The sequence below is a fragment of the Deltaproteobacteria bacterium genome (assembly GCA_016213065.1).
Lineage (GTDB): Bacteria > UBA10199 > UBA10199 > SPLOWO2-01-44-7 > SPLOWO2-01-44-7 > JACRBV01.
In genome coordinates this window covers 1-14,500 of sequence record JACRBV010000021.1, presented here as the reverse complement: position 1 = coordinate 14,500, position 14,500 = coordinate 1, and the positions used below count along the sequence as shown (strand labels likewise).

Genomic DNA, 14,500 nt, shown 5'->3' with positions numbered 1-14,500 from the left:
GGGATACTTTTGAATCTTTCTTTGATGGATGGCGTGGAACGGATGGAACCATACAAACGTGTCCAATCGACTTTGCAAAATTGCAGTAAATAGGAATAGAAACCTTTTCGAATGACCTCTTCAGCCGATTTTGAATCGATCCTGTCTTCTTGAATTAAAACTTCAGTAAGAATTTTCTGTTGATTTTCAGCGTCACTGGAATCACCGATGAAAATAAGATGGGGCGAGCGCATAGCCGCATGATAAGCAAGCATCCGCCTGAGAAAATAAGGACGATTATGTGTAGGAACAACAAATGTAAGTTCTTTGGACATGTTAATAGTTGTAGGGAACTTGATATTGGGATTGATACCATCGGCGGTTAACAATCCGTGCCAATCTATTTGTCTGTAACCGGGTATAGGACCAATTTTTCAAACCAATGCTTTTTAAAAACTTCACCATAAAAAACGGATAAACCAACTCTCGCATAGCTCCTGAATTCTGCCGACACGGCGGCAAGACACCATCGTCGGAAGAAAAAAAACTGCGAATTTGTCTGTAGTGCCAGACAAATTTCCAGAAATAGCGAGGAAACCAAATTTTAATAAAAGTGGCAGCATCCCGGTCATAATACCTTGTTCGATAAGGATTAGTAACCGGATGGGGCTTGTCCCGATCGGCATCCAGTATTATATCGGAGCACAAATCGATTTCTCCACCGGCAAACCAGACTCTCAAACCCAAATCAACGTCGTTATATCCTAACCATAACCGTTCGTCGAAAAGGGTCCCCCCCACTCGCAACAAATCATTTTTTTGAATACAACCATGGTTGGGATAAAGAAAACCGAAGACCGTGTAACGATTTCCGATTCGTCCTTTGGTGGCGATATGAAAGGCTGTTAAATAGGGTCTTTTTTTGTGTTGGGATTCCTTCATGTGTCTCAACAAAGCAGGAGCCCATCCGGAACGAAAATGAATATCATCATTGTTAAAAACGATATATTCGCCGCTGGCTTGTTGAACAGCAAGATTGTTTTTTTGCGACCAAGATAACTCATTGGAACCCCCAGGAGGCGGTACCGGAACATGTTTTACAAAATTCCTTGGCCGTGGAGGTATAGGAGAGGCCACCACCACCTCCACCAGATCCGAATGCATTTCCGTCGAATCGATCACCTTCTCCAAGCGTTCCGGACGCAAAGAGGAAATTACCACACTAATCGGCCGCATGGGCAACCTCCGATTCGAATCCATGATACAGATGGGAGTATCTCCCCTTTTGATTGAGCAGTGTATCATGAGAACCTATTTCCGTGATTTTACCGTGTTCCAAAACGGCAATTTGATCGGCATCGCGAACTGTACTCAAACGATGCGCAATGACCAGAACGACCGCATTCTGGCGAAGCGCCGAAATGGCGTTATAAACGGCTTTCTCCGTCAGATTATCCAGCGCGCTTGTAGCTTCATCAAAAATCAAAATTTCTGGTTTTCTCAAAATGGCTCTGGCGATGGCAACACGTTGCGCTTGCCCCCCAGACAGTTTCAATCCCCTGTCACCCACAACCGTGTCATAACCTTCCGGCAACGTCAGAATGAAATCGTGAAGCTGGGCCAGTTTCGCCGCCGACTCCATTTCCGCTCTGGAAATATTTTTATCCCAAAGAAGAATATTATTTTGAATAGTATCATTAAACAAAAATATATCCTGAGAAACGTACCCGATTTTATGCCGCCAATCTTCCAGATTCAGATCGGCAAAGTCATGGTCATTCACCAAAATGCATCCCTGCGTCGGTTGATAGAAACCGATCAGAAGAGAGGTCAATGTGCTTTTGCCTGAACCCGTGGAACCCACAAGTGCAGTAATTTCTCCCTTCTTCAAAACCAGTTCGATTCCATTCAAAACGGGCTGATTGGGTTTTAAAGGATAGTGGAAAGAGAGGTTTTTAAACTCCACCCGCTTGACCTTTGTCACAGAATGACAACCGTTCTGTTCCACAGGCAAAGAGTTCAAAATGTGATCTATCATCTCAATTCCTTTTCTTTCCTTATTCAACTGCGCATAAGCAGAATTGATATTAGACAAAGCCGGGCTTACCTTCCTCAAGGCCAACAAAAAGACGACCAGTGTTGAAAAAGACATCTGAATCCAGCCCGTTCCCAAAGTCAGAATTCCGACAAGAATGACAATGGCAGAAGACATTAAATCATTAATCAGGCTGATACCGTGTGTGGTAAGAATCAGTTGAAGATGAGGTCTTAATTGCCCCCGCAAAATGATTTCCTCCATTTTGACAAGATATCCGGAAAGGCCATACGATTTCACTACTTTCAATCCGTCAATGGAATCAACCTCGATTTTACTGGCTTTGCTCTCCAGTTCATACAATTCTCTTCCATAGGAAACCGCCCGTCTGTCAATCACCTTTCTCCACAATTGGACCCACGCCAGTCCAAACAAACCGATCAAAACAGTGACCCACCAAGAGAGGTAAAACATGAACCCGGTCATCACCACGGCATTGCAGACGGCGGCAATCAACATGCCGAGAAAGTTCATCACCTGAAACGTCGATAGCGCCGGACCGTTGATATCATAAAGAAGAGCCCCGCGGCTTTTTTCGGCCAAATAACTGTATTGGGCTGTCAAAATTCTCTGAAATAATTTGACTTTCACTTCCCGATTCAAACTTTTAGCAATGTAGGCACTTCCATATTGTTGCACCACACGCACTACTCCGTTGGCAACAATGACCATGCTCATCAAAATGAGCAGTGCAAACAGGATATTATTGGAGGTGGGAGAAACATTCATATACTGCAGAACAAGGGTCATAATGGAAACAGTTTTGCTGGAGGAAGTACTTCCTAATTTCGTCGCCGCATCCAACAAGGGCGCCACCAAACCGATCATGCTCATTTCCAAAAAAGACCCTCCCAACATTAATACTATCACGACAAAAGCGGCCCACATATGTGGCCGAAAAACGACTCTCCAATAAAATGCGAGAATGTTGGATTGTTTTTTAAACATGCAAAAGCCAAGCCCTTCCGCGCCAACGGTCATTCTCACTGATGTCTTTCAAAATTAGGGACCGATATGTCGGCATTTCACTTTCTTGAACCCATATTTTGCTGGTTCCAAAAGTTCTAAATGACGCAACGACCAATGCAGTTATTTTTTTAGAGTCAATCAGATTCACCAGCACCGGATCTTCTTCAAAATCCTTGTTATCAATAGCTTCCGGGTAGCATTCCATGTGGAAGGCCTTGGCGCTGATGCCCGGAACGGCTACATATCCCCCTTTTTCGACTTCCGAAAGCGAACGAATGAATTTAATTTCACAATTTTTGCGGATATCGGAGGATAAAACATCGATAAAAGAAACATTGAAAGGGGTATCATAAGTATAAATTTTCTTTAAACCGAGTTTTCTGATTTTTTTCCCCAAGAAGGTTGCGGCCATTCGGGCCGGCCATATGTCATTCAAAAAAACCCACACGTTCCAGATGGCGCTAACTACAATAAAAACAAATGCCATCTCCCAAAACAATCCCTGATGAGGAGGCGAGAAAATTTTATCAAAATGAAATGCGCTAAATCCAATAAAAATCAGCATGCTCGGAAAACCTGGAAAATAAGACCGTGCAAGTTGGGGCGCCCGTGTCCATTCCCCATAAAGAATGGGAGATAGGCTCAGAAGAAGCACCAAAACTGTTTTTAAAGCAAAGGCAGAGTCATAACCAGTCTTCCACCACACATAACCGACCAAACCAACGGCAATTAAAAAGGCAATGCTATGAAAGGGCGCCATCCGAAAAAAGAAAAGATAAATCCATTTCCATCCCGCTCCGCGCATCGTGTTTGAAATGGGTTTGCCTATCGCCTCGAAGTATTTTTTATACAGTACAAAATGGCAGGCACTTTTGGAATTGTTCCACCAACTCCAATATCCTTTAAGATTTTGGATAACATGCGGGGCAGTCAGAAATAGGAAGACAGCTGCAAAACCCAATCCCGCCTGAAAAATACCAAGAAACTGCCCATTCTCTTTAAAAAAATGATATAAAAATGCGCCAACAATGAGGGGTAGAAATTTTCGGGTCGCTGCCGAAGAAAACATCATCAAACCGGCGGCTACCCCCGCAACCAGATATAAATACCGTTGAAGACAAAAAACGGAAACTAACAAAAAAAGAAGAGCCAGACACTGGTATGTTCCTTGTAGGGTGATCTCATAAGGCCAGAAGGAAAAGATAAACAGAGAAAAAACAAGAAGACCGACACCGCTACCCCAGTAATGAACCGCAACGAGGTAAATGAAAATCGCCGATAGACTACATGCGACATTGCACAGAAAAATCAGCGGATATTCCGATTCCCGATCGTTGAAAACACGCTGGAAAAAAGCCACACCCAAAACTCCGGCATCCTTCATTCTGGTCTTATTTTGTGAATCCTTATGCATATCTGAAGGCCAAAGCCACTGGTGCGAAGTCGCAGCAGATCTGACCTGCAGTTCATTGTTGGTGCAGGTTGAAAAAAAGGTAATCCCGCGGGTACACCAAGCTATGAGAAGCATCATCAAAAGAGAAATCACAATAACAGCAAAAAAATATTCCATTTTATTTAAGAGCGGATTTTTGTAATGGCCCTATAGACAGGCATAAAATCAGCATGGTAGAGTGAGGTATCACGCAACAATGCTGGCAGTTTCATTTTTCCAGAGGAAGTGTGTGAATATATACTCAATCCTATTTTTTTCATTATTCTATTTTTTCTGAAAGCATCTAGAAGACGGTCATACAAGGAGCTTTTTTTAATACTTTTTGCGGTACCCGGAGGAGACATATAAGGAGCAAAAAAAGTGCACAAACTTTTTTTGATTATTGCATTTGACTCCACCCCTCCTAAATCTTTTTCCACCTTTATCAGTTCTTTGGAAAAAATCTCCACTAATTTTTGAACGGAATCCCAAGAATAAATTTTCAAGGCCCAATCACAATCGGCGATGGATATTTTAGAGCTTTGAAGATCATGACCCTGTCTTACAAGCAACAACTCATCCATTTTACAGACCTTTCCCTGAATTGGAACGAGACCTGTATTAATCAATTCTCCAACAAAATTATTTACTTCCGCTTCAAGAACAGTGGACCATCTCATTTTTTTTTGTGCCGTCCGCGAAACACCATATTCCAAAACGGCGTAATTTGAAAAGAGACTCCATAATCTTTGGGAGGCCTTAGATTGTTCAAAGGAACTCTGGCGATAGTAGCTGGTTCCTTCCACTTCTCCGATGGCTCCCTGCGATTTTAATGTGAATAAAATAGCTTCACCACATACAAAGCTGAAATCAGAATGAGTTTCAAGAAAATCGACCGCTTTTTGTAAATTCGGCACAATTGCAAAATCGTCATCCGCATAGAAAGCAACATACGGAGTTTTTACATAATCTATCAATCCCCTCATAAACGAATCGGTCTGCCAACCTTTGGCATGCACATCCTGCACGCCGGGATCAATTAAATGTTTGATCTTTAAACGGTTCCCGACTTCCCTTGACAAAAACTGACAGAATTCTTTCATCTGATCCGAATTGCTGGAATCACCGATAAGAATATGAAATGGACACCGAACATCCATATAATAGCGAAGCAACCGTTTTAGAAATGGCACCCGATTCTTTGTTGGAATAACGATAGTCAACATGTCAAGCCGCCTTGCTCAAACAGATTTCCTGCCACATTTTGTATTCTGAAAGGAATGTTTTCATCAGCGAATCTTCGTCCTCCGGCGTATCGCGAGAAATGGCCAGCGCCGCAAGAGCCCCGTCCAACAATTCTCCAAGGCTGTCGAGATACGTGCTCTTTGTCAAAGGAACCGAACGAAGTAGAGCCACAAAGCGGTCGGTCGCCTTGTTGTTCCCCATTTCATCTTCCAAATCTCTCCACAAATTATGCGGATTTCGAAATTGATGCACAAGAGGATACCCAAAAGCAACCACCTCCTGCATATGTTCGGCTAAACGGCAAATCGTATAAGCCGACCAAATGTCGCTGTTTCTTCCCGAACCGGGCGGAGTGAAAAAGGCAGGGATGACGTTTTTTCCCAATGCTGTGCTTTGATTATTCCATGAAGACCATGTGCCGGGATACAATCCAAAAACAGGTTCAAATACGGGTTTCATCCCCATAACACGAATCGGCCAAAAAAGACGGGAGATCGCATCAATATCGGGATCTTCCAACACCAAGCCATTGTTAACTGCAACCTTTAATTTCCCCCGCTTCCGTGTTGCCACCTCCTTCACAACCTTTCTCTGTGACCATGGATATCCTCTCGGATAGAAGGGAATATTGTTTTCCTCCACCAAAGCCTCATAAACGTTGAACCAACCTGAGGGAGTCTGGAACAGATTCATTTCCGTTTCTTTTCCGACAATTTCGTGATGACCAAAAAAATCATGATTCGTTACGAAATTGTCATCGTCCAACATGATCAAATTGTCACAATTTTCGAGATAAGCGATGAAGTTTCCCACCAACTTGCGTGCCCCGTGATTATAGGGCATCAACTTTAGCAGGCGAGGATATGAAGCCAGTCTTTTTTCCTGCTCTTCGGGTCCATAAAAATGAATCGGAATGCGGTAACGATCTGAAATGGCATTACAAAATTCTCTCGCTTCATTGGGGGTTTTTTTGTCCCCCACGATCAACAGGGAAAGATCTTTCTCCCGGTTGTTCATGCGGGCGTTTTGACACACTCCTTCCAGAAATTTTGGAACACGTATGGTTGTGGTAACTAAAGTTGTTTTACTCATGACTTTTCTCCCTTTTTGACTTCTTTTATATTTTTAATTCCCGAATCAGCACAAACGCTTCCGCCATCTCCAGCCCCGCTTGAACCCCGTATACTTTGGCTTGCGCCGTGACCGCTTCGATGGAACGCGGATGAGGATACTCTCGCATCACATTACCGTAACATTGAAGCGCTTTAATTTTCGTTTCCAAAAAACCTTTAATGTCGACAAAAACGTTGGGCAAAAAGGCTGTGTCAGGATAGAGAGGCGCCCAATCCGTCGAGGAAGGCGCCGGATAGCACAATACCCTCCGAATCAAATTTCTTGGAAGTCCCGGAACAGTCCCCCGCTCCGGAAGCCGAATGGCGGCCATGGTTGCCTCAGAAACAACACGATGATCGTCGTTCACATCTCCCCGGTGATGCGTGTACACAACTTCCGGCCTCACCTCAACAATGGCCTTTTCAATAGCTTGAACAATATCCAACGTAGACACCGTGTTCATTTTAATATTGGGGAAATCGAAAAAGAGAATATCTTTGATACCCAACGTCTTTCTTGCGGCGTGCACCTGCTCTAAAAAAGCGTGTGGTTGGGTTTATTTTTGCGCGCATCAACATGCTCACACAAAAAACAGGCGTAAACCTCATCTCCCTGTGCGGCATGTTTTGCGATTGTGCTTCCTATACCTAAAACTTCGTCGTCGGGATGCGCACCCACTACCAGAACTCTCATAATTTCCCCTCTCCACCAATCAGAGCTTCAACTGCCGCAATATTTTTGCGAAACGCCGGTTCTTGAATGTTAGGTATAACATCTCCGCACCCATCGGCAATGGCCAAAATACGTTTAGGACTGCGAACATCATCCACAATAATATCTCCTTTTTGTCCCAAAACACCGCCGGAGAGAATAAAGAAATCGCCTATACAACGCCGTTCCATTTTTTGAATGAGATTTTGAACTTCAAAAAGAGTTTTGATCGTTCCATCATAAGCTGGTTTCATGAAAAGACACAAAACTCGAATACCCCGCCTACCCGCCTCTTCCAACGCCTCTGACAAAATGGTTCCATTACCCGCATCAATAATAAGACCGGGTGTACGCATAGTCGCAATCATCTCCCGCGTGATGGCTCCCGTACCGGCTGTGGCACCGATCACCACATCCGCCTCCCGGCAGGCCTCACAGTTGTCCACAGTAAAGTGAATCTCCGATTTCGTATGGGCTGATTTGATCGCATTAAGCCCCTCCGCGATTTTTTTTAATTTTTCGGGATCGCGTCTCGTCAATACCACATGACAACCCCTCTCCACTAATTTGAGCGCAATTTTACTCCCCAAATTACCGGCACCAATCACCGCCACTTTTTTTCCGATAAGTGGGAGGATTGTTTGCGCCAAAAGAACGTCCAATGCATCCGCCGTCAAATCATTTGGTTTGAATGTGAGAAGACGACTTTTTTTAACTCTTTCATGGAAAAGGATCCAAGCTTTCTCCCATCCCACAACCTTTATCTCTGCATCCATCAATATGATGTCCACAATTCCATCGACCATTTCTAAAACTTGGCAGATCTGTTCTTGGGATATCACAATTACATTCCCCGCAATCGTGGTATCGGTTTCGCGAATGGCCGGAAACACAACAGGAGGGGAGGATTATTTAAATTAGCCGTATTGGCCACACTAAACATCGATATTTTTCTTTTCGTTTTGGCTTCTTGAACCACTTTTTCTGCTATTTCTTTGACTCGATGGAGAGGATCAAAAACATCCCCTACTTTTAAAACGTCGGAAGCGGCCTTCTTGGAATCCCCTTCCCATTGAACTAACTCCAACAAAAGAGCGCCATCTCCAGTAGTCACCACCACACCATCATTTTGAACGGAAACGACAGAGCCGGCAAAAGATTCTTTAGGGCAAAGAGTCGGTTTTGCTTGCCAAACGATCATTTTTTTCCCACGAAGAAAAGTAAAAGCTCCGGGGTAGGGATGGGTCACTGCCCGGATTAAAGTGTAAAGATTTTTTGTCGAATGGGACCAGTGTAACAAACCATCCGACGGCTTTCTCTTTATCCAGAGTGTAGCCAGAGAATCGTCCTGTTTTAATCTCTCTTCTCTATTGGCAATCAATTTTGGATAGGTTTCAGAAACCAATTGATATGTTGCTTCACAAACTTTTTTATAGAGAGTAGTTGCCGTTTCATCTTCATCGATCGGATAAGAAACTTGTTTCAGAATATCCCCGGCATCGGCTTGTTCAGCGATAAAAAAAATCGTGGCGCCACTCTGTTTTAACCCATTCAATATCGTCCAAGGAATAGGAGCTCGACCTCTTCCTTTAGGCAAAAGGGTGGGATGGAGTCCAATCACTCCTTTTTTCGGCACATCCATCAACTGTTTTTTGACCAACCATGACCAACCGATAACATACATCAGATCCGGGTTGAGATTTTCAAGAGTTTGTAATGATTCTTTGGAATTGAAGTCGCGGAATTTAAAAATAGGAATGTTCAGTCCATTTATCAAATCATCAAAGCAGGCAAAATCAGAAACTCCCTTTTTCAAACTATCATCGATCGTAAAAATACCGACGATATCAGCTTTGGCATCGATCAGGGCTTTCAGGGCAAACCGTGAAAACTCAACACAGCCGACAAAAACCACTTTCAATGGAGAGCCTCCCGAATAAGATTTGCCACACGAACAGCCCCTTTTCCATCCACCTGTTTTTTACCGGCCGATGAAAGTATCTCGCGACGATCTTTCTGTAACAGAGAAATAACTGCTTCTCGGATCGCCTCTTCCGGCACCTTTTGTCCGAGCCCCAGATTAATCACGGCACCTTGTTTGTGAAGCGATCCGGCAAATTCGTTTTGATGTTCATATTGATCCAAAATCACGGAAGGAACTCCTAAACAAACTAGCTCGTACATGGTGGCCCCCCCGGAGGCAACCGCCAAATCGGCCTTAACCATCAAAGAGGGCATCTCTTTCACATCATGGACTACTTGCATCCGATGGTTACCCTCGAAAATCGCCTTCAATTCCTCCCGAAATTTGAAATCGGGACCCACCACAAAAATAATTTCAAAAGAACCGGTTAATGATTGCAGAGCTCTTGCCGCCTTCAGACTCAAACCCTTCATGTCAGTACCACCACAACTGATCAGAATTTTTTTTACCGACTCGCTCGTTTGTTTTTTGGCCGCGCGCTCAAACTCAGAACGCAACAGGACAAATTGAACACCTTGATATACTTTGGATTTTCCCTGTGTTGTGTAACGTTTTTCTCCAGAAAGCGCATTGCAATTAAAAACCAGATGCGACGGAAAAACGGTTTTTCCCAACTCATCGATGCTGACCAAAAAAATTCCCAAATTCTTCAATGCGGAAAGATATTCATCGGAGGGACAGATCAAGTCAGTGATCAAGACATCAACTTTTTCTTTTTTCAACAATGGAAGAAACGTTTCCAACTCCTCCCCTTCAGATGGCACCGCACAAAACCCGTTTTCAGGATAACGGGCAAAAGCCTCTACCATCACTTCAAAATCATCGTCATGCGTTGGGAGAACATGGATGGCGCTTCCAAAATCATGGATTTTAGCCAATACCGCGATATTATCGTTGGTGAAAAACAACGGTTTTTCACCCAACGCTTCAGCCAGCGTGAGACAACGCATCAGGTGTCCCATGCCGATGTCTTTGTTGGCATTCACTCTAAAGGCGAACCGGATCATTTTTTTAGATCATATCCCAAGTCAGGGTAGTGTCTTCCGAAATATTTTGTTTGGCTTTACGACCGACGATTTTTTCTAAGTCTTTGGGATAAATGCCAGTTCCAGGTCGCTTGCACGTCAGCATCGCCTGCGTAATAACAGTTCCCTGAGGAATGGTAACGGTGGTGACAACACTTTTGCGTGCATACTGATAGGACTTGGCCTCCGCTTCGCAGGGACCATCGACAAACCGACCCAATGTCTTTTCAACAATGCGAACTTGTTTCACCAGCTCTTTGAGTTCTTGAGGATCCAGACCGAAACCATGATCCGGACTATCGGGCAATGATTTGTCCACGGTGTAATGTTTTTCAATGCTTCTAGCCCCCAACGCCACAGCAACCAGCGGAGCCGTAATACCATAAGTATGATCAGAATAACCAACGGGGATTTCCGGAAACATTTCCTGAATTTTCAGCATCTTCCTCAAATGGGCATCTTCAAAATCACAAGGATAACTCAATACACAATGCTGAAGGACGATCTGATCACTGCCAGCATTACGAACAATCTGAATCGCTTCTTCAATTTCAGCCAAGGAAGACAAACCCGTCGAAAGCATCACGGGTTTTTTAGTTTTACCCACCACCTTCAACAATTGTGGATAGGTTAAATCGGCAGAGGCTATTTTAAAAACAGAAACCCCGAGTTCGTTCAAAAATTCGGCGCTCTCGGGATCGAAAGGGGTCGAACAGAAAATGATATTGAATTCTTTGCACAGTTTGATCATTTCCACATAGGCATCAGCCGGCAGTTTATCGATTCTTTTGAAGGTATCATATTGTGTACCGCCACCATCGGTGTCGAGTTTGGGATTCCAATAACGCGGCGCCGTTTTGGTCGCCATTTTTTCCGCCGTATAGGTTTGAAACTTGACCATATCGGCACCATTCTTTGCCGCAGTGATAATCAATTCTTTGGCACGCCCAAGATCGTTGTTATGATTAACACCAGCATCCATCAAAATAAAACAGGGTTGATCAGCCCCAATCACTTTATTTTCAATTTTTACATTCTTCATTGGATAATATCCTTTGTTCTATCTGACTGTTAATTTTAGCCAAGTTCGGATTGGCATCCATAAAAGCAACAACTTCCGCCAAAGAGAAAACCTCTTCGGCACGATATAAGTTATTGTAAATCACCTTCATTAATTCCAAATCATTGTGCGTATCGACAGTTAGTCGATAGTGAGGCCTTTTTACTGTTTCATCGGCCTGTAATATGCCTACTTGATATTCATTGGAATCTTTCAACAAAAAAGTCATGTATTCACTCTTTGACGGATCTCTCAAAGTTAATCGCGCTTTTGTGAGAGCCTTCACGGCAATGACTTCTGAAGCAACACCAAGAGGTAAACCTTCCACTGTGGTATATTCACTTCCCTCTTCTAGATGGCATTCAATGAGCCGATCAATATATTCCGGATCAGTCAAGGGGTTATCTCCCGTTACTCGAACAACATGATCAGCCCTTTCCCGCAATGCCGCCAACTCAAATCTCTGAAAAACATTATCTGCATCACCAGCGAGGCTGGGGATAGCACAGCATTTGGCCTCTTCAAGTAAAATCGCGTCTTCCGGAAGATTCGACGTACACAAAACCACCGTTTTGGGATGTTTTGCTTTTTTAACTCTATCTATTAAATGTCTAATCAGCGGTTTTCCAGCCATTGTAGCCAGAGCCTTTTGAGGAAGGCGGATCGATTTCATACGCACGGCAATGGTAACAATCGTTTTCATTATATAAAGACATCATCCTTTTTCATGCCATTGGCAGTGGTTTTTCCCAGTAGCTTGCCGGCATTCATGGGAGATAATCCACCAAAGGCTCGTTTAAAAGCGAGCATCTCTTTTGTAATAGTTTCCCACGGTTCAATATTTCTCCGTGCAACAATGCTCTTTTTCATATTCTTTCTGTATTTTTCCTCACTCGCTGAGAAAACAAATTTTTCAGAACCGATTGCCAATTCAATTTTACGACACTGTTCCACAAAACGTTTGAATTCATCCGGATTCAGGGCTGATTCATGATCAATCCCCTTTTGGCTTCTGTCTAAAGTAATGTGTTTTTCGATGACAGAGGCTCCATAACCAATCGACACCAAAGGCAAAACGGCAGCTAATGGATCGTCTGCATTGAGATGATCCATAAATCCAACGGGACGTTTAAAACGATTATGTAGCGTGTTCAAAAACTGAAGATTGGTCTCTTCTATTTTGGTTGGAAAGGCCTGGAATCCATGCATCAAAATCACCTGATCATTCAAAAAAGAAAGAGCTGTTTCAATTTCATCGGGATAAGTTGCGCCAACACCAAAAAAAATAGGTTTTTGCTGGTCACCAACATATTTTAACAAATCCGGGTTGGAGACATCCGTTGAATGAATCTTATAGGCGGGCATGTTAAGTGAAGTTAAAAATTCTGCACTGGGCAAATCAAAGACGTCGGCAAAAAGAACAATACCGGCTTCTTTGGCATAGTCAAAAAGTTCTCTCCATTCATTCTCTTTAAATTCTAATTTCTTAAAAAGAGAAAATTGAGGATGCGATGCAACAAGCAATTCTTCCGTAACAAACTTTTGAAATTTCACTGCGTCGGCTTTTGCTTCGACTGCCGCTTCCACCAATTTTTTCGCCACTTGGAGAGAACCTTCATGGCTGTTGGCTACTTCGGCGATGATAAATGCCGACGTTGATTCACTAATAATCCTATTTGCAATTTTTATTTTCATGACACGACTGTCGTAGCTAATTCTTTCACCAAAGTTGGAACTGTTTTTCGCGGAGGAGGAGTATAAGAAACGGTTTTAAAAATGGAGGGGTCATAAGTTCCATCTTCATTGATCCAACCTATTCCTTCTGAACTGCCAAAATGGAATCGCGGATTCCCTTGTGCAAATTTTGAAACAGCTTCAAATCCAATAACAAAAGCATGGTTACAAGCGGCACGGGCATTCCGCAACGCGGAAGATGTAGAGCCTGCAACTCCCAGGTAATCACACATGACTTCCCGGATAGGCTTCTCACAATCTACGATAGAAACATTCAATCCTTTAAGGGACAAATATTCTCTTAATATTTGATACCATTTTCCAGTTTCATCGGGATGCATTCTCAAATGAATATTTTTGGCACAGCTTTGATCCAAGACCGTTTTAAAATCACGATAGTATAAAGCAAGATATTCCTCTGAAATGACATCACGCTGAATAAAAGCACTGAGGGGCGATAATATAGTATTTTTCTTTGGCTGACCATTTTGGCAACGACAAACACCATAGGTGGGATATTGAGCAAGATATACTTTTGAATCCTTGAAAAGAGATTGATGGGCTTTAACTTCCACGGGATCACAAAAAATATAGGCATTGGCACGACCTGACCCTAACTGAGTTAGAAGATCGTAAGCACCGGGTCGAAAAGTTTTTCCAATAATAAATTTTGGCAACAAAATGCGTTCATAAATTCGGTGTTTCACCATTTTATAAAATTGCCGTTCTTGCCGGATAAGATATTGAAAAAAATTGTAAAAAAATCCAAGAAAAGAACCAGACTTTTTGACTTTAAACGTCAGATTCTTGAACAATGAATTTGTTACTCTCAAAGAACAGCTTTTGGATTCTCCTAACAGACGTTTAACCAGCTCAACTTCTTTTAATAAAAAGGTTAAATTATGCCAAACCACTATACGTACACAATGTTTCGGAAGGACACATTCTGCAATATAGCGTTCATCTATCTGCACTTCTCCGCCGGTCAACCACACATCAAAAGCATAGTCACGCAATCCCGAAGCTTTCTTTCTGAAAAATTGTAACATTTGAAAATTTTTTTCATAGCTTGGGGTGAGCAGAAAATCTCTGATGGTACCATCACGTTTTAAAACTTCCATCTCCTCGATAAAGCCAGAAGGCATATAAAAAT

At 42.9% G+C, this 14,500-nt stretch carries 15 protein-coding genes; all 15 read right to left on the bottom strand.

Annotated elements, in window-relative coordinates; all coding sequences use genetic code 11:
* A partial coding sequence (locus tag HY877_01295; protein ID MBI5298922.1) for a hypothetical protein occupies positions 1-254 on the bottom strand: 254 nt, incomplete at its 3' end.
* 61 nt (positions 255-315) lie between these two features.
* The gene (locus HY877_01290; protein MBI5298921.1) at positions 316-1,215 is read right to left on the bottom strand and encodes a hypothetical protein; all 900 of its coding nucleotides are present in this window, start codon (positions 1,213-1,215) and stop codon (positions 316-318) included.
* Positions 1,202-2,944, bottom strand: coding sequence for an ABC transporter ATP-binding protein (locus tag HY877_01285; GenBank protein ID MBI5298920.1), 1,743 nt, complete (start codon positions 2,942-2,944; stop codon positions 1,202-1,204). The genes HY877_01290 and HY877_01285 overlap by 14 nt, the downstream gene beginning before the upstream one ends.
* Before the next feature lie 70 nt (positions 2,945-3,014).
* A complete protein-coding gene (locus tag HY877_01280) occupies positions 3,015-4,427 on the bottom strand; it encodes a hypothetical protein (protein ID MBI5298919.1) in 1,413 nt (470 codons plus the stop codon).
* Between the two features lie 191 nt (positions 4,428-4,618).
* Positions 4,619-5,701, bottom strand: coding sequence for a TIGR00180 family glycosyltransferase (locus HY877_01275; protein ID MBI5298918.1), 1,083 nt, complete (start codon positions 5,699-5,701; stop codon positions 4,619-4,621).
* A 1-nt stretch (position 5,702) separates the two neighbouring features.
* A complete protein-coding gene (locus HY877_01270) occupies positions 5,703-6,812 on the bottom strand; it encodes a hypothetical protein (protein MBI5298917.1) in 1,110 nt (369 codons plus the stop codon).
* 25 nt (positions 6,813-6,837) lie between these two features.
* The gene (locus tag HY877_01265) at positions 6,838-7,341 is read right to left on the bottom strand and encodes a PIG-L family deacetylase (GenBank protein ID MBI5298916.1); all 504 of its coding nucleotides are present in this window, start codon (positions 7,339-7,341) and stop codon (positions 6,838-6,840) included.
* A 26-nt stretch (positions 7,342-7,367) separates the two neighbouring features.
* Positions 7,368-7,526: a PIG-L family deacetylase gene (locus HY877_01260; protein MBI5298915.1), complete on the bottom strand. Its 159-nt coding sequence runs from the start codon at positions 7,524-7,526 to the stop codon at positions 7,368-7,370.
* Entirely contained in the window at positions 7,523-8,386 is an 864-nt protein-coding gene (locus HY877_01255; protein ID MBI5298914.1) for an NAD(P)-binding domain-containing protein, read from the bottom strand. Before HY877_01255 ends, HY877_01260 begins: the two co-directional genes overlap by 4 nt.
* Before the next feature lie 2 nt (positions 8,387-8,388).
* Positions 8,389-9,465 carry a methionyl-tRNA formyltransferase gene (locus HY877_01250; protein MBI5298913.1) on the bottom strand — a complete coding sequence of 359 codons (1,077 nt, stop codon included), beginning with the start codon at positions 9,463-9,465 and terminating at the stop codon, positions 8,389-8,391.
* On the bottom strand, positions 9,462-10,535 hold the full coding sequence (gene pseG / locus HY877_01245) for a UDP-2,4-diacetamido-2,4,6-trideoxy-beta-L-altropyranose hydrolase (GenBank protein MBI5298912.1): 1,074 nt from the start codon (positions 10,533-10,535) through the stop codon (positions 9,462-9,464). The genes HY877_01250 and pseG overlap by 4 nt, the downstream gene beginning before the upstream one ends.
* 4 nt (positions 10,536-10,539) lie before the next feature.
* Positions 10,540-11,595 (bottom strand): N-acetylneuraminate synthase family protein, encoded by a 1,056-nt coding sequence (locus tag HY877_01240; protein MBI5298911.1) that lies wholly within the window; start codon positions 11,593-11,595, stop codon positions 10,540-10,542.
* Positions 11,576-12,316 (bottom strand): NTP transferase domain-containing protein, encoded by a 741-nt coding sequence (locus HY877_01235; protein ID MBI5298910.1) that lies wholly within the window; start codon positions 12,314-12,316, stop codon positions 11,576-11,578. Before HY877_01235 ends, HY877_01240 begins: the two co-directional genes overlap by 20 nt.
* Positions 12,316-13,308, bottom strand: a complete 993-nt coding sequence (locus tag HY877_01230; GenBank protein ID MBI5298909.1) for an N-acetylneuraminate synthase family protein — start codon at positions 13,306-13,308, stop codon at positions 12,316-12,318. The genes HY877_01235 and HY877_01230 overlap by 1 nt, the downstream gene beginning before the upstream one ends.
* Positions 13,305-14,500: hypothetical protein (locus HY877_01225; GenBank protein MBI5298908.1), on the bottom strand; the 1,196-nt coding region annotated here is incomplete at its 5' end. The genes HY877_01230 and HY877_01225, both read right to left, overlap by 4 nt.

Bases quoted from the DNA above. Each gene is read 5' to 3' on its own strand.
- HY877_01290 (MBI5298921.1), bottom strand. From the start codon at position 1,215: ATGCGGCCGATTAGTGTGGTAATTTCCTCTTTGCGTCCGGAACGCTTG.
- HY877_01275 (MBI5298918.1), bottom strand. From the start codon at position 5,701: ATGTTGACTATCGTTATTCCAACAAAGAATCGGGTGCCATTTCTAAAA.
- HY877_01240 (MBI5298911.1), bottom strand. From the start codon at position 11,595: ATGAAGAATGTAAAAATTGAAAATAAAGTGATTGGGGCTGATCAACCC.
- HY877_01260 (MBI5298915.1), bottom strand. From the start codon at position 7,526: ATGAGAGTTCTGGTAGTGGGTGCGCATCCCGACGACGAAGTTTTAGGT.
- pseG (MBI5298912.1), bottom strand. From the start codon at position 10,535: ATGATCCGGTTCGCCTTTAGAGTGAATGCCAACAAAGACATCGGCATG.
- HY877_01235 (MBI5298910.1), bottom strand. From the start codon at position 12,316: ATGAAAACGATTGTTACCATTGCCGTGCGTATGAAATCGATCCGCCTT.
- HY877_01270 (MBI5298917.1), bottom strand. From the start codon at position 6,812: ATGAGTAAAACAACTTTAGTTACCACAACCATACGTGTTCCAAAATTT.
- HY877_01280 (MBI5298919.1), bottom strand. From the start codon at position 4,427: ATGAAGGATGCCGGAGTTTTGGGTGTGGCTTTTTTCCAGCGTGTTTTC.
- HY877_01230 (MBI5298909.1), bottom strand. From the start codon at position 13,308: ATGAAAATAAAAATTGCAAATAGGATTATTAGTGAATCAACGTCGGCA.